This is a genomic window from Bifidobacterium sp. ESL1130, assembly GCF_058507935.1.
The window spans coordinates 357554-374204 of record NZ_CP196379.1 but is presented as its reverse complement, the minus strand read 5'-3'; the positions used below and the strand labels follow the sequence as shown (position 1 = coordinate 374204).

At 57.7% G+C, this 16651-nt stretch carries 12 protein-coding genes; 5 read left to right on the top strand and 7 right to left on the bottom strand.

The genetic code is table 11. The features are described 5' to 3' along the window. The first annotated feature begins 71 nt into the window (after positions 1 to 71). From ACSYSO_RS01365 to ACSYSO_RS01355, 3 genes are all read left to right on the top strand, one after another. Positions 72 to 1247, top strand: a complete 1176-nt coding sequence (locus ACSYSO_RS01365; RefSeq protein WP_491701855.1) for a LacI family DNA-binding transcriptional regulator — start codon at positions 72 to 74, stop codon at positions 1245 to 1247. A 282-nt stretch (positions 1248 to 1529) separates the two neighbouring features. After that, complete coding sequence (locus ACSYSO_RS01360) at positions 1530 to 2849, top strand: MFS transporter (protein ID WP_491701854.1); 1320 nt, start codon at positions 1530 to 1532, stop codon at positions 2847 to 2849. Positions 2850 to 3006: 157 nt separating this feature from the next. Next, the gene (locus ACSYSO_RS01355; protein ID WP_489799137.1) at positions 3007 to 4548 is read left to right on the top strand and encodes a glycoside hydrolase family 32 protein; all 1542 of its coding nucleotides are present in this window, start codon (positions 3007 to 3009) and stop codon (positions 4546 to 4548) included. 322 nt (positions 4549 to 4870) lie between these two features. Here the strand turns inward: ACSYSO_RS01355 and ACSYSO_RS01350 are convergent, their stop codons facing one another. From ACSYSO_RS01350 to ACSYSO_RS01325, 6 genes are all read right to left on the bottom strand, one after another. Further along, positions 4871 to 5881 carry an Abi family protein gene (locus tag ACSYSO_RS01350; protein ID WP_491701853.1) on the bottom strand — a complete coding sequence of 337 codons (1011 nt, stop codon included), beginning with the start codon at positions 5879 to 5881 and terminating at the stop codon, positions 4871 to 4873. A 392-nt stretch (positions 5882 to 6273) separates the two neighbouring features. Then, positions 6274 to 7122, bottom strand: coding sequence for a type 1 glutamine amidotransferase (locus ACSYSO_RS01345; protein WP_491701852.1), 849 nt, complete (start codon positions 7120 to 7122; stop codon positions 6274 to 6276). Beyond that, positions 7119 to 8558: a MurT ligase domain-containing protein gene (locus ACSYSO_RS01340; RefSeq protein WP_491701851.1), complete on the bottom strand. Its 1440-nt coding sequence runs from the start codon at positions 8556 to 8558 to the stop codon at positions 7119 to 7121. Before ACSYSO_RS01340 ends, ACSYSO_RS01345 begins: the two co-directional genes overlap by 4 nt. A 1-nt stretch (position 8559) precedes the next feature. Further along, positions 8560 to 10008 (bottom strand): replicative DNA helicase, encoded by a 1449-nt coding sequence (dnaB, locus tag ACSYSO_RS01335; protein ID WP_491701850.1) that lies wholly within the window; start codon positions 10006 to 10008, stop codon positions 8560 to 8562. Positions 10009 to 10255: 247 nt separating this feature from the next. Continuing rightward, positions 10256 to 11599: an MATE family efflux transporter gene (locus tag ACSYSO_RS01330; RefSeq protein WP_491701849.1), complete on the bottom strand. Its 1344-nt coding sequence runs from the start codon at positions 11597 to 11599 to the stop codon at positions 10256 to 10258. Positions 11600 to 11636: 37 nt separating this feature from the next. After that, on the bottom strand, positions 11637 to 13583 hold the full coding sequence (locus ACSYSO_RS01325; protein WP_491701848.1) for a DUF6541 family protein: 1947 nt from the start codon (positions 13581 to 13583) through the stop codon (positions 11637 to 11639). Between the two features lie 129 nt (positions 13584 to 13712). On the opposite strand from ACSYSO_RS01325, the gene ACSYSO_RS01320 reads away from it, so the two are divergent. Next, on the top strand, positions 13713 to 15068 hold the full coding sequence (locus ACSYSO_RS01320; protein ID WP_491701847.1) for an FtsX-like permease family protein: 1356 nt from the start codon (positions 13713 to 13715) through the stop codon (positions 15066 to 15068). 1 nt (position 15069) lies between these two features. Next, positions 15070 to 16122, top strand: coding sequence for an ATP-binding cassette domain-containing protein (locus ACSYSO_RS01315; protein WP_491701846.1), 1053 nt, complete (start codon positions 15070 to 15072; stop codon positions 16120 to 16122). A 61-nt stretch (positions 16123 to 16183) separates the two neighbouring features. Here the strand turns inward: ACSYSO_RS01315 and ACSYSO_RS01310 are convergent, their stop codons facing one another. Continuing rightward, positions 16184 to 16639: a helix-turn-helix domain-containing protein gene (locus tag ACSYSO_RS01310; RefSeq protein ID WP_491701845.1), complete on the bottom strand. Its 456-nt coding sequence runs from the start codon at positions 16637 to 16639 to the stop codon at positions 16184 to 16186. Positions 16640 to 16651: the final 12 nt, after the last annotated feature.

Below are 16651 nucleotides of genomic sequence, written 5' to 3'. Positions count from 1 at the left end.
TAGAACCCGACATCTTTCCGCCCACCCAGATACAGCACCATTGACCACCACATTTATATAATTGAACCAGTATGACTACCATCAAAGAAGTGGCCAGAGCGGCCGGAGCATCAGTGACCGCAGTTTCCATGGTGCTCAATCATCGTGAAGCTGGACATGTCAAAACCGAAGTCGCCGAGAAAATTCGCGAGACCGCACAACAGATGGGATACAAGCCAAATCCCCTGGCCAGGTCGCTGCGTACCAGCAGAACGCGCACCATTGGATTTGTGAGCGAAGAGATTGCCACAACACCATACGCCGGCGAAATTGTGCTCGGTGCACAGGATGCCGCCAGCGAACGCGGCTACATGCTCCTTCTGGTAAACACTGACGGCAAAGCAGACGAAGACGACGAGCTCGCCGGACTGAAACGCTATGGAGTGGATGGCTATCTGTACGCCAAGATGTACGATCGATCCACACAGCTGCCATCTGCCCTCGAAGGCAACCCTTCGGTTATCATCAACGCGAACGACAAGAGCCACACTGTCCCCAGCATCACACCGGACGAGGTGCTCATCGGTCTCGACGCCGCCCGTCGGCTCATCGACGCAGGGTGCCAGCGCATCGCCTACATCGGCTGCTCCGACCCACTGCTCGCCGAACCACTGCGCCGCCAAGGCTACGAGCAAGCACTACATGAAGCCGGCATGGAAGTAAACCCCGCACTGGAGATCGCAGTCCCCAACAAAACCCCGTCCTTAAAGGCAGTGACCGCGTTATATGAGCAAGAGAAACCGGATGCGTTCTTCTGTTTCAACGACGCTCGCGCCTGGTCGGTATACGAGTGCGCCGCACGTCACGGTCTGACCATCGGCAAAGATATCGCCGTAGTGGGCGTGGATAATCATCGTGTCTTTGCCGAAACCTTGTCTCCCAAACTCACCACCATCGCCCTACCGCACTATGAGATGGGCTACTGGGGAGCATGCAAGCTCATCTCGTTGATCGAAGGACGCGAATCGACCGGTGCAGGCACCGATGCCAGCGGGAGCAGAGACAACACGAAAACCGCAGATAGCGCAAACAGCAACGATGGTTCAGTCACTGATAGCGACGGCGACAACCTCACCAACAATGCTACCGATAACGGCGAAGTCAGCGGCATTCGTCGTGTGCATCACATCATTCCGCCGATTGACGCGCCCGACCCGGTACGCATTCATTGCCCCCTCATCGAGAACGATTCCGTACCACGCCACTGATTCGGTGCCGATTCACGCCGTCTTCGACGGTAATTCATATCCCGCCAAACCAACGGAACAGCCAAGTACTCACAGAACGCGCAAACATGGTGATTGTGCCGCACAAGCGTGATATTTCGAGCGTTGCGGCAGGCTTGACGACACGTGAAACGTTTCCAGCTTGACGTAAAACGTTTCTCCTCATATGATTAACCCAGCAGTCACGAATGCAGCAGCGCCGCACTTCGTAAACCGCATTTCCTACACGCCGCGCCGAGGCGCCGTGAAACGAAAGGGTACATAATGGCAATCAACGCAGCCAAAACATACCGGAATCCCTCGTACCTCGAGAGTTCTTCCGGAATTTTCATGTTCTTCTGCTCCTGGGGCATCTGGTGGTCCTTCCTCTCCCGGTGGCTCACCGACCCGGTCCACGGGCTTGGCATGACCGGCGCTGAACAGGGGCAGATCTATTCGATCAACTCATTCGTCGCCCTGTTCATCATGTTCGGATACGGCGTCATCCAAGACAACCTCGGCCTCAAGCGCCGCTTGGTCGTCATCATCTCCTGCATCGCCGCGTTCATCGGCCCCTTCGCCCAGTTCATCTACGGCCCCATGCTCGCCGCCGGCGGCACCACACGCTTCATCGGCGCGCTGCTCGGTTCCCTGGTGCTCTCTGCAGGCTTCATCGCCGGCTGCTCCTTGGTCGAGGCACTCACCGAACGGTACAGCCGCAACTTCGGCTTTGAGTACGGCCAGGCACGCGCTTGGGGATCCTTCGGCTATGCCATCGTGGCGGCCATCGCAGGCCCGCTGTTCAACATCAACATGTACCTGAACTTCTGGCTCGGGTCACTCTTCGCCATCGGCATGCTGTGCATCTACCTGTTCTGGCGCCCGGCCGAGCAGAAGGAAGCCCTCAAGAAGGAAGCCGATCCAAACGCGCCGCGAACCAACCCCACCGTCAAGGAAATGATTTCCGTGCTGGGCATGGGTTCACTGTGGGCACTCATCGTCTTCATGTTCTTCACCAACACGTTCTACACCATCTTTGACCAGCAGATGTTCCCGAACTACTTCACCTCGCTCTTCTCCACACCCGAGACCGGCAACACCACATACGGCGCACTGAACGCCATCGAGGTATTCCTAGAGTCGGTGTGCATGGGCATCGTCCCGGTCATCATGGACCACATCGGCGTGCGCAACTCCCTGCTGCTGGGCGCTCTGGTAATGTGCGTGCGCATCGGCCTGTGCGGCTTGGCCACCGAGCCGATTCTCATCTCCGTGGTCAAGCTCTTCCACGCCATCGAGACCCCGCTCTTCAGCCTGCCCGCGTTCCGCTACTTCACCCTGCACTACAACACGAAGCTTTCGGCCACACTTTACATGGTCGGCCTGCAGATTGCCTCTCAGCTGGGACAGGTCATCATGTCCGGCCCGCTGGGCAAGCTGCACGACGTCATCGGCCCGCAGAGGACGTTCTTCGCCATCTCCGGCATTGTGTTCGCAGCCCTTGTCTACGGTTTCTTCATCATCAAGAAGGACGATCAACAGGTGGGCGGCGACCCATTCATCCGAATCAAAGACCGCAAGAAGGCCGAAGCGGCACAAGTCTGAGACCAGCCACCGCACCATGCGACCCTAAGCAACGCCTTTGCACCGCACCCCCAGTGCCGGTGCAGGGCGTTTGCCGTCTCAACATCGCCGTTCACAACAGCACAATCCGCCGTCAGTCACCGATACGCGTGACCGTCATCAACACGAAGGAAACATCATGAGCAACCCTGTGTTCCACCAAATCCACGACCACGACCAGGAACTCGCCAAAGCAGAGGCGAGCGTCGAAGAACTCGCTCTGGAGCGTAACGACCGCTGGTACCCCAAGTTCCACATCGCCTCCAACGGCGGCTGGATCAACGATCCGAACGGCCTGTGCTATTACAAGGGACGTTGGCACGTCTACTACCAGCTGCACCCCTACGGCACCCAGTGGGGCCCGATGCACTGGGGCCACGTCTCCAGCACCGACATGGTCACCTGGCGCCGCGACCCGATCGCCATGGCACCCAGCCTCGAAGAGGAGAAGGACGGCGTGTTCTCCGGCTCTGCAGTCGAGGACGACGAGGGCAATCTGAAGTTCTACTACACCGGCCACCGTTGGACCAACGGCCGCGACGACACTGACGGCCAATGGCAGGTCCAACTGCTCGCCGAAGCAGCCGACGACGATGCCACCAAGCTGGACAAGAAGGGCATGGTCATCGACTGCCCACGCGACAAGGTGGATTCCCACTTCCGCGATCCCAAGGTGTGGAAGCAGGACGGCGTATGGACCATGATTCACGGCGTGAGCACTTCGGACAAGAAGGGTCAGATCTGGGTCTACACCTCCGAGGACATGATTGATTGGAAGTTCTCGAACGTGCTCTACGAGAACCCCGATCCGGACGTGTTCATGCTTGAATGCCCCGACTTCTTCCCCCTCACCGCCCCTGACGGCTCCGAGAAATGGGTAATCTGCTTCTCCGCACAGGGAGCCCGTCCCAACGGCTATATGAACCGCAACAAGGACAACGCCGGATACATGATCGGCACATGGAAGCCGGGCGAGGCCTTCCAGCCCGAGACGGAGTTCCGCCTGTGGGACGCCGGCGCCAACTACTACGCGCCGCAGTCGTTCGAGGCAAACGGCCGGCGCATTATGTACGGCTGGATGAGCCCGTTCGACGGCAATGCACCCATGCAGTCCGACGGCTGGTGCGGGCAGATGACACTGCCGCGCGAGGTGTTCCTCGGGGAAGACGGCGATGTGCACACCGTGCCGGTGCCCGAGATTGAGCGCCTGCGCATCAACACGTTCAACCACGTACCGCGCACCATCGAGACCAACGAAGAGGCTTTGGTGGACGAGGACAAGGAGGCCGTGGAGATTGAACTGAACATTGACCTGAAGCACTCCACTGCCGAGCGCGCCGGACTGAAGGTGCACGCCACCGACGACGGCTCATACACCTATGTGGCGTTCGACGCGCAGGCCGGCACTGTGGTGATCGACCGCGCTGCAGCCGCACGTGGAGACCGCGGCTACCGCGCCACCAAGCTGACTGAAGAGGAGCTGAATGCTGACGAGCTGAAGCTGCGCGTGTTCGTGGATCGCGGCTCGGTTGAGGTATACGTCAACGACGGCCACTACACGCTAAGCTCCTACTCCTACCCAAGCGAAGGCCCCCGCGCCATCAAGCTCACCAGCGAGTCCGGCGTGCTGGCGGTCAACCAGCTCACCGTGCACGATCTGCGCAGCATCGGCCTGGAGTAAGGGTTGACACGTTGTCTTGTGTCGTTCGGGGTTGTAGGAACTAAACGTGATGTTTAAGTTCCTATAACCCTGCTGGCTCGCGTTGTAAGCAGTACGAGACGGTTTAAACAAGCTGCTGGACTTGTGTAAGCTTTGCTGTTGCTTTGTCTTCGCACGGCAGAGCGGCATAAAACTAACTCAACACCGCACAATCCGCCCAACCGGTGCTGACTTTTAGTAGAGCAGCGCCGGTTGGGCGGATTTGTTATTACCCGCTAAAACAGTTTCGCCTATATCCCGCTAATCTCTAAGTGCGTACGCCAATACCGTACAGACTGCCCGGCTACGGGATGAAATGAAGGGTACCGTTCTGATGAGATATATCTTGCTCTTCACCGATATATTGCGCAAATCTTCGCGAGAGTTGAACCAAACACCCGAGCGTATTGCGAAGATGAAGGCAGCTGGCGTTGCTTGCGTAGTGAGTTTCGTAATTGCGCAGTATTCTGCTTGCAATCATCTCCACCTTGCTTGCAGCTTCCCTACGAACTGGCATACTTTCACAGACGATGAGGAAAATCGACAACAAGCCTGCGTAGTCGTACACCAGCTGCGATTTACTCACCGTGCTAGGAATCGGCTTGGGAACTTCACCGTCGAATAAGTCGCGCAAACATGATTGCACAAAATCTTTTGGGTTGAATCGCTCTCGTCTGAGCGTGCCGACGAGCAAGGGCACACTGTGAGATGATGCGTTGCGAAGCCTGCGAAAATTACCAAAGAGCTTGGTTATTTTGTCTTCATGGTTTGCCTGCTTTAGGTACGTTTGGTACGCATCCATCAGTTCAGAAAGGCTGAACACTTCCCACAAATTCCATATTTCAGGATCTCTAAAGTACCGTTCAATCAGCGCATCTGAATATGGAGAATATCGTAAGCCGCTTCCTTGATCAGTGGCATGATTGTTGTACGACCCATTAAACACAAATTTATGGTTTGCATCTACAAGTTCAGCGACATCGCGACCGTCATAGATACCATCTCGCATCAGCATATTATTGAACCGCATTTTCAATCCGTGTTCAACATTGCTCGCTATATAACCAATTGCAAGACGAAGTTCATAATCAATGACGGCCAAATCTTTGATAACAGCAAAGTCTAAATCGTTATATAATCCGTCATCATCTTTGGAAAAATTTGATGCGTACCGTTTGATTCGAAACAAATAGGTATTCGTAACGAGGTATTGCCGAGCTTCATTCTCGTCACATATTTTGAATGCTACGCCATCATCTTTGAGGTTGCATATCTGTGCGTCTAGGGCAGTTTCAATTGGAAGTACCGCACTCATTGCAACCCCTTCCAAATAAACTAATAGGGCATCCGTCAGAGGCAATTACAGTCTCCGGCGCTGCCCTATTAGTGGAAATCGAAAGCAAATACTCACGACCTCTTTTTTTCATTGTAAAATATATTATCAAATATTTCATCATTACACGCCCAAATTCGCAATGCCATAGCAGATTCTAAGGTAACACATTTAGTTCCTATAGGCCGACAATCTTACTTTCTCAGCGCGCAATAATTAGGAGTTATCCACTTTGGTGTGTATCCTCTTAAATACGGATTGGGAGTACCCGGTCGGCAAGAGGATTCAACAGTTAGCACGTTGAATCCTCTTGCTTTTGGTAATTACCCTCGTTGCAGCTGAAACCATTTTGTGAATATGTATCCACACAGCCCTCACCTCGGCCGGGCGGCGGCTGTGGTGCGGGCTTGGGCGGCGGTGTTGTCTAGGTGCGCCAGCTCGGTGCGTTGCGATTCGCTTTGGATGGAGACGAACGCGCCGTAACGGTGTTCGGCGGCGGTGCGGATGAGAAAGTCGGCTACGGCTGGGTTTTTGGGCAGCATGGAGCCGTGGAGGTAGGTACCGATGACGTTGTTAACGCGAGCGCCTTCGGTGTGGTCTTCACCATTGTTACCCGTACCTTCGGCATCCACATGGCCCAGCGGCGTGGTATCCGTCCCCTTGCTGAGGAACGTTTGACCGGAATGGTTCTCGTAGCCGATGATGTCGCCGAACTGGTCGGAATGGTCTACCAAGTTGCCAATCATGCGCTGCTCGCGGCCTTGTGAATACACTCCCAGAATGCCGATACCATCCAGCTTGGTGCCGTCGACGGTTTCGAAATAGTCACCGAACAGCTGGTAGAGGCCGCAAATCATGAGCATGGGAACGCCGTCTGCTGCCAGCGAGCGCAACGTGTCGGCTCGTTTGAACAGGTCGTCCGAAATGTTTTTCTGCCCGGTGTCTTGCCCGCCTCCGCCTAGGACCAAGTCCACCTGCTCGGGCCAGGTGTCGCCTTGATTGTAGTGGTGTATGCGCGGCTCGTAGCCGTACAATGCCAGCCGGCGCTGAACGGTGAGCAGGTTGCCCCAGTCACCATAGATGTTCATGTCGTTGGGGTAAAGGGAAACCACGTCGATAGGGCGAGGCGACGAATGCAGCGACTGCTGTTGCCCGTCGACAGCACTGCTATCAACGTTCCTGTCGTTGTTTTTGATTGAGTTCGTATCTTGCTTATCGCTCATTTCCCTACCCCCGCGTCGCTCACATCTGCCATGGTCGCCAGTTCGGCCCGCACCCGCAGCATGGCGGTATACGTGCAATACACGCGTTTCGGCTTGCCTAAGCCGTCGGTAACGAACCGGCGCACCGCACCTTCCAGATCGGTATCGACACCGTGCACCGGCACCTGGTCATATTCCAGCCTTAACGCCATATCCCACGCGCGCACGCCCGAAACTGACTCCACGCCGCTCGGCCGCAACGCGGTGAAGTCCACATCCCACAGCCAGCTCATGTCGCGCCCGTCGGCGTATTCGTCATTGATGGCGATCATGGTCTGCGTATCGTCCGCTTTAGCGCCAGTCTCAGCCCCGGCCAAAGACATGCGGAATCCCATCGGGTTCTTGACCAGCAGCAGCTCGACCGGAGCCCCGTTCACTTCGATGACTTCGCCACGCCCGAACGCCGGGGTGACGTGCGACAGCACCTGCATCAGTCGTTCGTCTTGCGCTCTGGGTTCGCTTTTCACCTCGCGCCCCGCGTTCACGTCGGCCATTACGGCCCGCACCACAGCGAGCGCCGCAGCAGCGTTGAAGAGATTGTGCAGCCCTTCAAGCCGCACGTCGGTGTCGAAGAGTGCGTCGTCCATGACGAATTCGGCGTGATGATCCCCCACTGCTTTGAGCACTACGTCAGCAGTGCAGCGGGACTGTGCTTCGCTTTGTTCTGCGCTGACTTCCCCGCGCGCCACATCAGCAATGTTGGGCGGCGTACCAGTATCCGCACCCTCACTAGAGGCATGCATGTCGTCGTCCGTAGGGAACTGTGCCCGCAACGAGTTGTCCAAGCCGAAATACCGAGTCTGTGTGCCTGACGGAGCATGTTCGGCGAGCGCTGAGATACGCCGGTCTTCCCGGTTGAGCACGAGTGTGCCGGTGGTGGCCTGCGCCACTTTGCCCAGCAGCCGCGCAGTGTTGTCGATTTCACCGAACCGGTCCAGCTGGTCGCGCATCACGTTGAGCAGCAGGGCGTAACGCGGTTTGCATTGACGTACAAAATGTACGGCATACGCTTCGTCCAGTTCAAGCACGGCGATGTCGGCGTTGAGTTTACCGTCCAAGCCCACCTCGGTGAGCAGCGCGGAGACCACGCCTCTGGTGAAGTTCGACCCGGTGGGATTGGTGAATACCCTGAGCCCCAGGTCGGAGAGCATGGAGGCAACCATGCGGGTAGTGGTGGTTTTGCCGTTGGTTCCCGAGACAAGCACAACACCGTAGGGCAACGTTCCGAGTGTACGAGCCAAGAACCCAGGATCAATCCGTTCCACCACTTTGCCAGGGAAGGCGCTGCCACCATGTTTGAGCAGTCTGGAGGCTGCACGGACGGCTTTGCCGATGGCCGGGGTGGCGAAGGAGTTCCACTGGCGTTCCCCTGTCTGCTGGTTAGCCGTAGTGTTCATCTCACACCCCCTGCTGGTAGTCCTGCGGCATGTCCTTGAACTTCGAACTGGCGCCGAGGAATGCCAGATTGAAGGTGTCGGTGGGGCCGTTACGATGCTTGGCCATGATGATGTCCGCCTCGCCCGGCCTGTCTTCCTGGTCGTAGAAGTCTGGGCGATGAACCAGAAACACCACGTCGGCGTCCTGCTCGATGGAACCGGATTCTCGCAAGTCGGAAAGCTGGGGTTTGCGGTCGTTGCGCATCTCGGGGCCACGGTTGAGCTGGGAGAGGGCCACCACGGGCACTTCGAGCTCTTTGGCAAGCAGCTTGAGCGCGCGGGAGAACCCGGACACCTCTTGCTGGCGGCTTTCCTCGCGCTTGCCTGAGCTCATAAGCTGCAGGTAGTCGATGACCACGAGTTTCAAATCGTTGGTTTGCTTGAGACGACGACATTTTGCGCGAATTTCCATCAGGCTCATGTTTGGGCTGTCGTCGATGAAGAGCGGCGCCTCCTGCATTTTGCTCCAGAAGTTGTTGAGCGTGTTCCACCGGTCGGGAGTGATGTCTTCGGCGCGACGCATGGCGGTGAGCGGAATGTTGGTTTCTGCGGAGATAATGCGCTGCGCCAGTTCCACTTTGCTCATCTCCAAGGAGAAGATGACAGAGGTCATGTTGTTGTGGAGCGCGGCACTGCGTGCAAAGTCCACGCCCAGTGTGGATTTGCCCATGGCCGGGCGTCCTGCGACCACGATCATCTGGCCAGGCTGCAAGCCTTGGGTCACATCGTCAATGTCTCTGAATCCAGTGGGTACGCCTTTTTCCAGCTCACCGTTCTGCAGCTTGTCAAGCTGTTCGAGCGTATCTTGAACTACCGGGCCGATGGCGCTGTAGTCCTGCCGCACCTTGCCGACGCTCATCTCGTAGATCTCAGACTGCGCCAAGTTGACCACATCTTCGGCCTGCGAGCCTTCGGCCGAGTAGCCCAGCTGGGCGATTTTCGTGCCAGCTGCAATCACGTTGCGCAGCACGGCACGCTGATGCACGATTTCGGCATAATAAGTAGCGTTGGCGGCGGTAGGCACCGAGGCGACCAAGCTATGCAGATAATCTGCGCCACCTACCTTCTCCAAGTCGCCGGACTTGAGCAGCTCGTTGGCCACGAGCACGGCATCCACCGGTTGGGAGGCGGAGAAGAGGGTGATGATCGCTTCATAAATGGTCTGATGCATGGGCTGGTAGAAGTCGGCCACATCAATGGTCTGTGAGACCTCGCCGATGGCGTCTTTGCTCATGAGCATACCGCCGAGCACCGCCATCTCCGCGTCGTCGTCGTGAGGCGGGATGCGGTCGAACAGCGGGGAGCCCGCACCGTTGCCCGCCGCACCGCCTGCGTTGGAGCGGTTGGCGTTCGACGCATACCCGTTCGAGCCCTGTGTTGAGCTCTCGTCCCAAGAATTTCCATCTGCCATGCCTTAAGTATAAGGAGCACGCCGAAGAAGAAGGCCGAAACTTGGGCTGCAGGTGAATGACACGCGCGGGCAATCAATGTGGACAGAAAAATGAGTTATCCACATTTAGGCGCAGACGGCGGGGATAACCGCGTAAGTTATCCACAACATGGGTATAACTCTGTGCACAACTTGGGGATAGTTTCCACACCACCGTCTTTTGGTTGCACAATGCGCTTCGATATGCTACAGCGCAGAATAAGCGACTTCAGATGTGCATCCACTGCTCGCCGCGCGCACGCAATCCGTTGAACAACGAACGCCCGCCGATAAACACCACGCCGAACACCGCCCACAGCAATACCATCGCCACACTGTCCCCGATGTGTACGGTCTGGCACAATGCATCCAGCGCAAACAGCAACGGCAGATACACCACAGTGACCACCGAACAGGTCACGGCCAAATATATATAGTCCCCAGCACCGATGAGAATGCCATCCAGCGCCCACATCCAGCCGGCAAGCGGCAGCGCCAAAGCGACAACCACCATGCCGACACGGATAAGCGACTGCACACCCGGCACCGAACTGAACATAGGTGCAGCCAACGCACCGAACAGGGCAGTCGCCACGCCGATGGCCACGCCACCCACCAGACCGGCCTTCGCAGCAATATCAGTCAGCGCGCGTGCCCGGGCGCGCTGCCCTGCCCCAAGTTCAATGGCCACGAGCGCCTGCCCGGCAATGCCGATGGCATCGAGCATGTTGAGCACGAAATTCCACGTGGAATTGACAGCCTGATAGGCGGCAAGCACTTCGGTACCCATGTGCGTGGCAAGCACCACCGTGGCCACCAAGCAGATACGCAACGCCAACGTGCGGATAAACAAGGGCAGTCCGTCGCTGGCCGTATGCATGATGCCCGCCACACGAGGCGCCAAACGTGCCCCCGACTGACGCGCCCACACCAAAGCCGGCACAGCCAAGAACAATCCCATGAACCATTGCGCCACAAACGTAGCCAAACCCGAACCGGCCACGCCCCAGTGGAACACGAAAATGAAAAGCACATCAAGCACAGTATTCACCACGGCTCCGCTCACCGCCGCCACGAGGGTGATACGAACCTTTTTCAAACCACGGAAAATACCGTTCGCCGCATAGACCAACAGTATGCCCGGCAACCCTAAAATAACCGCTCGTAAATAACTCACCGCATTGCTCAGCACCTCTCCGCCGGCACCCATGGCCTGGCACAGCGGAGTGGCAAACCCGAACAGCAACGCTGAAACCACCACACCGATGACCAACGCCAGCCACATGCCGTCCACACCGGTTTCGAAGCCCTCGCGATTGCGCCCGGCCCCCATGAGCTTGCCCACACTGGACGTAGTGCCATAGGCCAAAAAATTGCACAGACCCGCTGCGGTGAGCATGATGGTGCTGCCGATGGACAGACCCGCAAGAGCCGCCGTACCGATATGACCGACCAACGACGTGTCGATGAGTACGAATAGAGGATCGGCAATAAGCTGGCCGAACGTGGGCACCGCCAAGGCGATGATCTGCCGGTTGATGCTGCTGCGTTCTGCGGCGTCTATGGTCTGCATGGCCTCAACCATATCGCATCAGCCAAGATTGAGGCGGTTAATTTCCACAGGTGAAACGGTACAGTGCCCAACCTTCGGATTCGGGTGCCACATTACCGAAGTCCTTCACTTTGACCAGCGTGCCATCCTCCACATACCGGTCTATGAGCCGTTGATCATGGAACACGTCGTACTGCTGCTTGAAGGTAAACAACCCCAAGCTCGGCGCTTGAGGCCCCATGGAGAGGAAATAGACCGGACCGTGCGCAGACTTTCCCAAATCGGTGCGACTCCCCGAGCCGTCAAGACCGACAGGGCACACCGCACCCAGCGCCTCGGCGCCGTTGCCCGAACCGAAGGCATCCTCCACCTGACCGAACACCGCACCATTCTGCTCGTGCATAGCGTTGTAAACGGGGTACAGCATATTGGCGCCGTACATTGCCTCCGCATACATCGAACCGTTCATGGGATCGGAAACAATAAGCGCTTCTGTACCGGCGATATCTACGGTCTGGCGCAACACCTTCACCTTGGCCGACGTGAGCTGGTCATCCGGAGCCTTACGATCCAACTGCATGTTGTAGCCCACCGATTCGCTCAGCTGCGTGCGTGTGGTGTTACCGAACTGGACGACCAGCGTCAGAACTACCAGCAGCACAGCAGGAATGGTCATACTCCACGAACGCTCACGCGTACGTGCACCCCACACAGCAGGCGCAAGCCGTTTCCAGTCCATCTTGGCGAGCGCGCTAACTGCGAAGACGAGCAACGGCACCAGTGCGATCGGCAGCATGGTGAGAGGACGGGTCTCGGCGCGGTACCAGGCGGCCGCCACAATGTTGGGGAACCATCCAGTGAGCGCAGCCGAGCACACGTACACCAGGCACACCAGCACCACATCCATCAGCATGGCGAGGGCATCCTTACGAACGCGCACCGTTGCAGCAGATGAGGCAGAGTCAGAATTGGAGGCGGAGGCGCCGGAAGCGGCGGGAGCGTCGGAAGCGGAAGCAGCGCAAACTGGTTGCACCATCACCTGCGGCCGAACCGCCAGCATCAACACCACCGCTAGTGCCACTACCACGGCCACAGCCATCACCCCTCCGGCAAACCCGGGGATATTGTCGGAGATGAAGACCTTCAACGCTTCGCCGAGGCTGCGCGAAGGCGTATACGTGTGGAACCAACTGGAGGGGTCAAGGTAGCGCGTCGACGTGTAGTGCGAAGTCATGTAGCCGTAGAACACCACAGCCAGCACCGCCACCGCCGCCACCGCACCTGCGATGAGCTTCCACGGTAGACGCAGCAGAATATACGGCGCCATGAGAAGCAGCCAAGTGAAGGCGATGCGCGGGTGGGCGAAGATGTCCAGCGCACCCAACGCCACCACTGCCGCAATCCAGCGCACGCGATTGCGTCGCTCGGCAATTGCGTCAAAACAGCGCAATGACACATACAGCCAGAAGGGCAGCAGTGTGGTGGCCAGACCGTAGGAAATCAAAGGCCCCTGCGCCAACATATAAAAGGGATGACTCGCGGAACTCACCGCCAGCACCGGCACGGCGAGCATCATCACACACGAGAACGGCCGCCAGTCGCGCGCTTGCCTGTCAACTTTCCTCGTCCAGTATGAGGCCAACAGACTCATGCCGACAGGCCACAGCACACCTGAAGTGAACAGCCATACCACGTTGAACGCCGCATAGATGCTGATGTGGGCGCCGAACAGGTTGCCAAGCGCGATCAGCCCAGCCGCTGCGAGATGGAACATGGGCGGGTAGTAGGCATCGTTGGGCCACAGGTGCAGCGCCGCAGCAGGACCGAACTTCAGAATCTTGCGAATAAAGTAGTAGTGAGCCGGCGCGTCAATCTGCTGCAGCGGTTCATTCCACGCACCAGCGGCATTGGGAAACCATGCGATAACGATGCACAACGCGATGCCCACGCCCAGCACGGCGCTCAGCGGCAAGGAAAGGGATTTGAGACGACGGGTCAGCTTCATACCGCATATCCTAGCCGAGACGAGGCACACGCACCTTCCCAGCGAGCGCTCACCCAATTCCAAGAATTTCTTCTTATACTGGCCAGCAGGCACAATAGAGGTTTTGAAAGCACACGAGAAGGAGCCCGCATGTTTGTTGTCAGCAACGCTTGGGAAGCCTTGAAGCGCCACCCTTGGCGCAACCTGTTCACCGCAGTGCTGGCCGCCCTGGCCATGTTCACTGGTGTATTCGCACAATCGACGCACGCCGCCGACGCGCAGGTACATGGCGACGAATACAACGCTCAGCAGACCACGGCGGTCGTCCGACCCTCGGCACAGACCTTGGCTAAACGCGACGATGCCGACCCGAACACCACGAAAAGCTATCTGACGTACAAGAAATACTCCACGTACGCCTCGGCACTCGACCAGGCAGGAGTACAGGCACAGTACAGTTTCGCGGAATCGATGCCAGTGCGCCAGAACGGCAGTGTCAAGGCCGCGCCCGGCACCGCGGATCAGCCGGCCGATCGCACCGGAGGCGAGTTCACACTTACCGCTCTATACGACAAATCCGGCATCTCCATCAACAAGCTCGGCCGGTTCACCATCAAGCAAGGCAAGCAGCTCGATTTCCAGTCCGCCGGCAAAGCCGACGCACTCGTGTCCACTGCGCTGGCCGAGCGCAACCACTTGAAAGTCGGCTCCACCTTCACCGTGGGTGCTCCCAGCGATGCCGGAACATCGTATGATGTCAAGGTGGTAGGCATCTACCAGTACACCGACGCTGCGCCGGCAGGACGTGACAATTCAGCGAAGCTCGCCAAGAACAATCGAGACAACGCCATATACACGTCCGGCACCTTCCCGATTTTCGCCACCTCCAACGACTCGGTCGACGATTCCACAGCCAAAGGCTGGGACGTCCCTGAATTCGATATCGCGTTCACCATGCAAAGTGCCGACCTGTACCCCACATTCGAGAAGACGGTGAAGCAGCTGGGCATGCCCAAGGGCTACGAGGTCAGCTCCCCCACGCTGGAGCGCTACAACGAGTCAGTGGCGCCGTTCACCAAGTTCGCAGGTAACGTGCGTTCGGCATCCATCGCGATTTATGCGGTGGCCGGACTTGCCATGCTCGCATTGTTGGCTTGGAACCTGAGCGGCAGGCGAGATGAGATCGGCATGGACATGGTCATCGGCGTAACCCGCTTGCGTATCGGCTCGCAACTGGCGCTCGAAACGCTGCTGCCAACACTGCTGGGCATGATCGTAGGCGGCGTGGCAGGTGCGCTGAGCGTCAAACCTCTTGGAAGCGCACTGCGAGCCGGACATGACATCACACTCACCGGTGATTGCTGGATGGCGATGTGGTACGGCCTTGGGTTTGTTGCCATCGTTGCCATCATCGCTTTTGCCAGAGGGTTGGCGGCACGCACCGACCGTCTGTTTGATACAAGAACGACACCCGACGCAGCACAAGACGACAACGAGGAGGCCTGATATGAGCGACGATACCAAGGACAACATCGAACCAACCTCCGCCGAGCACGAGAGCGGAGAAACCCGTAAGGACGAAGGCTCGGTCAACAACGAAGGCTCAGCTAAGAACGAGGATGCAGCCACGAACGAAGCCAAGGGTGCGAGCACCAGCGAGCAAGCGAGCAGCGAAACCACCACGCCGAAGGCTCCCGCATTCACCGTTGACGACGAGTATGAGGACGACCCCTACGTCGTAGAAGACACGAGCGATCGCAGTCTTGACAGCTTTGCCCAAGAAGCCTCTGCACTATTCAAAGCCGCCCCAGCACTGACGTTTGACCATGTGACTATCACCGACAAGAAGACTGGCCGCAGCCCGCTGAGCAATGTGTACTGGCGTTTTGAAACCGGCAAACTGGTGGCGCTCACCGGTGCCGACGATGAGCAGCGCAGGGCGTTCATGGCTGCGGCCGGCGGATTCATCCGGCCGAACCAGGGCCAGGTCATGCTCAAAAGTGCCAGCCTTGCCGACCTGGAAATCAACGAAATTCGTGGGCATCGGCTTGCGCTCATTCCACAACAGTACGCGGTGTGGAATGAGCTCGATGCGCTGAGCAACGTCACCCGAACCATGAAGGCGTCCGGCCGCACGTTCCTCAACCCCATTCCCCAGATTGCGCGTCAACTGTTGAAAACGGTGGGGTTTGACGAGGCAGTGACCGGTGTGCCGCTGATCAAGGTCAGCGAACTTAACAGACGGCGCGTGGCTGTGGCCCGTGCTATCTCGTGCGATGCCACGGTGATCATCGCCGACGATCCGTTGCACGGTTTGGAGCGCGAGGATCAGAAGACGCTGTTGGCGCTGCTCAAGCGTTTGGCTCATCAAAAAGATCCGCGCCGCTGTGTCATCGTTCTGGACGAAATGCAATCTGATGATGTGGCGCAGACGGACACCAACAGCGACGGCTCCTCCGAGTCTGACGCAGACACCACCGCAGACCGCAGCACAGCACAAAACCGGCCGACCAGCCTGCTCGCCGACAACTGTGATCAAACGTTCGCCTTCGACAACTAGCAACTCCTTCCCACCAGCACGCGGTCAGCCTGAAGCACCACCCGCAAAGAGGCACCACACTTCAGGCTGGCTGCGCAACTGGCAAAACACGAGATTCAACTACCTCGTTCCCTGCCAATGGTGAACGCGCAGGCTCATCTACGTTCAACTTATGCACATCGCCCTCACTCCCTACTGCACCGCTCATAGACTTTCGCTTTGACGCATGCTGACGATATCTACTACCCTCAACCATGGTAGCTCGGCTTCCGCGAGATTGTTCTTCGGCCGGGTGCAACGCATATTCGATACGTACCCCTACCTCAAGCGCATAATCGGTCAGTAACGATACCAGCCCAGTTTTGCCCGTTTCAATTTGCGATATGGCAGACTGAGTCACACCCATTTCCTCAGCCAAATCAGCTTGCGTCATGCCGCGCTGTTTACGCATCGCCACCAAGTCGCGTAACAGGTCGTCGCCCGCCTGATACAAGTCATACGCCAGCTCACGATAGTCATAATCGGTCTCGAGAGTCATCTCTACCCCTCC